Consider the following 4,432-nt stretch of genomic DNA (forward strand, 5'->3'; position numbering starts at 1 on the left):
GAATATTATCCTACTCCTCATACGCGTACATCTGACATCGGGCTTATGGTGGAGTATTCCCCTGTTTCTCATGTCCGCACCTCCGACATTGGATTACAGGTCGAGTACACTCCATACTGGCATATCCGAACTTCCAACATTGGTTTGCAGGTCGAATACTGTAAATTTACGCGCATCTACAATGCCATTGACGTATGGCCGAACGGGGATGTATATGTCGCCGGACGCTTTGCTACTATAGGCGGAGTATTTGCCAAGAATATTGCCAGATGGGATGGAGCGAATTGGTATGCACTCGGAGAAGGATTGTATGGCCCATCCTGTTATGAACGCGAAGGATTGGCGGTCAAGATACATCCCAACGGAGATGTATATGTGGGCGGCATGTTCCATCAAGCGGGAGATAGAGACGCTTACCACATTGCGCGCTGGGACGGCTCGACCTGGCATCCCATTGGCGCATACGATGGTTTGAACGGGGATGTGTACACCCTCGAGATGAAACCGGATGGCAGCGAGATATATGTGGGCGGCGACTTCACAGATGAATTTGGCAACCCTGGCTCTGGTTTGACGCGTGTGGCAAAGTATATTGTGGCAACCAACACATTCGAGCCTATCGGAGATGGATTTGATGACATCGTATATAAACTCAAATTATCACCCTCTTTTGACCTGTACGCGGCGGGAGCGTTCACACATTCCAGCACACGCGATGTAAACTACGTTGCCGAGTTCGATGGTGGTGCGTGGGTGCCTCTTGGAAACAACGACATGGATGATTACGCCACGACCATCGAATTTGACAGCAAAGGAACGATGATAGTCGGAGGTCGTTTTAATAGCATTGGAACACTCGAAGTACGCGGTCTGGCCTATTGGAATGGGTCAAACTGGCTGCGCCCTGACATCCTGTTCCCGCCGGATTTCACGCGTTACATAGCGGCAGGCGCTGACCCAAGTTGTGATCCTGCGCGCACCGAGACCGACCGCGTTGTCATCAACGCCCTGATGTTGGGAGAAGACGATGATCTGTTCGCGGGCGGGCAAAGTTTATCGTATATGCCCGGTGGATATGCGGGTCCAACTTCTTCCCATTATTCAGGAATAAGCAGAGTTACCAACACGGGAAGTGCGGAGGTAAAACCGACCATATACATCAAGGGGCAGGGTAAGTTACGCTATATCGAGAATGAGACCTCGAAAGTCAAGGTATATTTTGACCTGGACATCCTGGTGGACGAAGAGATATTCATTGACTTCGAGGCGTCCACAATTAAGTCCACAGTACGCGGCGACCTGCTTTATTCCATCCTGTCGGGTTCAGACTTCAATAAATTCAGCCTGATACCTGGCGAAAACAAGGTGGCGGTATTCATAACAGACGGTATCGGGTCACTGGTACACATCTACTTCACGCCAACACACTGGTCAGCGGATAGCAGTGGGTATGGGGAAGCATTTTAGATGCTATAATATAAGACATGGCAACTTACGAACTTTGGCTCACAGATGACAGCGGCAGACGAATGTTCGCGTTGGAGAAGTATAACAACTTCGCCTACTCGCGTTCGGCATATTACCTGTCCACGTTGCAGATGCAATTCAACTTCAAAGAATGGGCTAAGATGGTACAGCCATTCTTCAGGCCAGATTGGAGAATCGAGGTCTGGCGTTCTCCCGCTTACGGATACCCGATGCAACGCGAGGACGCGTATATGCTGCGCAAACCGGAAGTGTACACACGCGAGGAAGATGCCATCCAGACCATCATGTTGCGCGGCAGGAACGGGATGGATTTACTCAACCGCAGGTACGCTATCCAATATACGGATACGCAGTTCACCACCAAGACCGATTATATTGACGACATGATGAAAGAAATCGTGCGCGAGCAATGCCTGTATGGAAGCTGCTATGACTATGCCGGAGTATTGGATAATGACCGCGCCTTCCCGCAGGGCGAGTTCACGGTACAGGCGGATTTGTCGCTTGGACCATCCGTAAAACTTGCCTTTGCCGACCGTAACGTGCTGGATATCATAAAAGAGTTGATGGAATTGTCATTCAACATGAACTATACCCTGTCCACTAACCGCAAGATATACTTTGGGGTCGTGCCTGTTGAGCTTACCGGAACGACTGCGACATTGGCAGAACCGAACGCGCAGACCGGATATGAGTTTCGCACCTTCGCTGACCTGCGCGGGACGGATAGAACGGATGGAGTGACGTTCTCGGTTGAGAATGAGAACCTGAAAGCCCCCACCTACATCGAGAGCCATTTTGACGAGGTGAATGCCGTCTTTGTCAAGGGGCAGGGCGTGGACAGCGGACGTGCCGTGTTGGAAGTGGAGAACCTGTCACTTATCAAAAAATCGAGATGGAACAGGTGCGAGGGAGTTCGTTCTGCTACTTATGAGACGGATGCCAGCGGCTTGCAGGGTGAAGCGGATGTGGCGTTGGGTGAAGGTAAACCAATCTTCAATTTGGATGCCGTGTTCCTGAACTCACCTGGCGGGCATAATACACCGCGTAGTTTATATGGGATTGACTGGGACATGGGCGACCTGTTGCCGGTAAGTTATGCAGGCAAACAATTTGAGATCGAAGTCGTCAATGTGTATGTGGCGGTAAACGAGAACGGAGAAGAAACGATAACCGGAAGGAACGCACAAGATGCTGAATAGAGGCGAAGGTGAATTTGTAAGGCGTATCAACCGTATTGAGAAATGGTTACGGCGGTTGGAAAGTATTATCAACCGACCCGTTATTACGTCCAGCAGCGGCACGATACACGACCCCGTTACCGTTGTGGATACCGCCACCATCAACCTGACGCTGACAGGACAACAGTTACAAGCGGATTATATCGGATCAACAAGTGCCGTGTCTGGACCTCGAGGTTTTTTAATAAATGGGAAAATAGTTGTTACAGTGGCATCAAATAACCTTACGGTTGCAATAAAAGGATTGGACGGAAACGATCCATCGGCATCAAACGTTGTCTCGTGCCGCATTGGAGATACAATTAGAGATATAACATCTGCATTAAGTGTAACAAAAAATGCCGGAACAAATTGGTGTAACGCGGGAAGCGTAGAATTAAGGACGAAAGAAATTGATTACTTCGTTTATCTCGGTTACAACGCAACAGATGGAGTAGTGATTGGGTTTTCAAGAATACCGGGTGGAACGGAATATGATAGTTTTTCTACCACAACCACCAACGAGAAGTTTTGTGCGATTTCGACCATCACAACTGCCGCCGCTGGTGACGATTACGAGAATATTGGCAGGTTTGCAGCAACATTAAGCGCGGGTGCTGGATATACGTGGACAGTTCCAACGTTCACCAACAAAAACTTGATTCAACGACCAATTTTTGAGTCAAGGTGGAATGATTGGCAGCCAGTCTATTCTGCTTCCGGTTCTATGACCTATACAGGCGTTACAACCACCAGAGCAAAATATAAAATCCGGTATGATGATGTTCATGTGAATCTTTATACATCCGGAACAACCGGAGGCACTGCTTCAAATGCTATTTATGCTACACCTCCGTTTACTCCGGCGCTTGGCGTAAACTTTGCAACAAAACTATACTATACGGGATTAACCAACTGGCAGGTCGGATTGGCTTCAATTGAAACTACGCCAATTATTGCTGTAACAAGAGGAGATAGCACTCAAAACTTCGCTCTTGCTGGCGATTGCCGTATGGCTGTCAATAATCTTTTTGCAATATAAAAAAGACCGGAGTATAGATGTCCTCCGGTCTCTACCGTACCACCGTCAAATCGTCAGGCTGGACGGTTACGCCACGTGTGGCAAAGCTATTGTTTATCCTTTCGACACCATCTCCTTGCGAATTGCAGAATATATTGACCGGCGGTACGCTTCTGTATTTTTTGGGAAGTATTTATTTATCAATGCGTGCCTACATGCCAATCTGACACCAACGTTGATATTAAACACGTCTGTTGGGCAACAATATGCCACGCCAGCCCAGAATTGCTTGTCTTTATTGATTGCTTTGTAGGGCGGGATGCCAACAACAATCGTTACTTGTGTAACATTTCCAAATATAGTCACACTAACAACCCCGGGCGTCCCATCCGGCATAATGAATTTGCCTTGTAGGTGGCGGATATTATTGGTTTTAGGTGCGGGGACAATTTTCTGGAGTTGCCAACTTTCCCACCCGTAATTATTGTTTTCAAGACAGATACCTTTACCGCTAAGGTTATAGCCCTTAATTGTCGTTATTTTCCCTAACAAATCTCCGGTAGTTTGGCTAAGACTGATATCAACAATCTTTACCAGATCTCCTACTTTGAATTTAGTCATCACACACCGCCTTCCAACGGTAATTCTGTTTGACCCATCGCCCGCAATGCTTCGGAATGCGCCATGCGGATTTCCTTCATAG

At 48.0% G+C, this 4,432-nt stretch carries 4 protein-coding genes; 3 read left to right on the plus strand and 1 reads right to left on the minus strand.

The window, feature by feature from the left end; all coding sequences use genetic code 11:
- The 3 genes from WC734_06455 to WC734_06465 all read left to right on the plus strand — a co-directional run.
- The coding region (locus WC734_06455) for a hypothetical protein (protein MFA6198758.1) at positions 1-1,467 on the plus strand (1,467 nt) is incomplete at its 5' end.
- 17 nt (positions 1,468-1,484) lie between these two features.
- The gene (locus WC734_06460) at positions 1,485-2,690 is read left to right on the plus strand and encodes a hypothetical protein (GenBank protein ID MFA6198759.1); all 1,206 of its coding nucleotides are present in this window, start codon (positions 1,485-1,487) and stop codon (positions 2,688-2,690) included.
- Entirely contained in the window at positions 2,680-3,750 is a 1,071-nt protein-coding gene (locus WC734_06465; protein MFA6198760.1) for a hypothetical protein, read from the plus strand. Before WC734_06460 ends, WC734_06465 begins: the two co-directional genes overlap by 11 nt.
- 93 nt (positions 3,751-3,843) lie before the next feature.
- Here the strand turns inward: WC734_06465 and WC734_06470 are convergent.
- On the minus strand, positions 3,844-4,432 hold a 589-nt coding region (locus tag WC734_06470), incomplete at its 5' end, for a hypothetical protein (GenBank protein MFA6198761.1).

It is taken from the genome of Patescibacteria group bacterium (assembly GCA_041661625.1).
Classification (GTDB): Bacteria; Patescibacteriota; Patescibacteriia; order JAHIZJ01; family JAHIZJ01; genus JBAZUB01.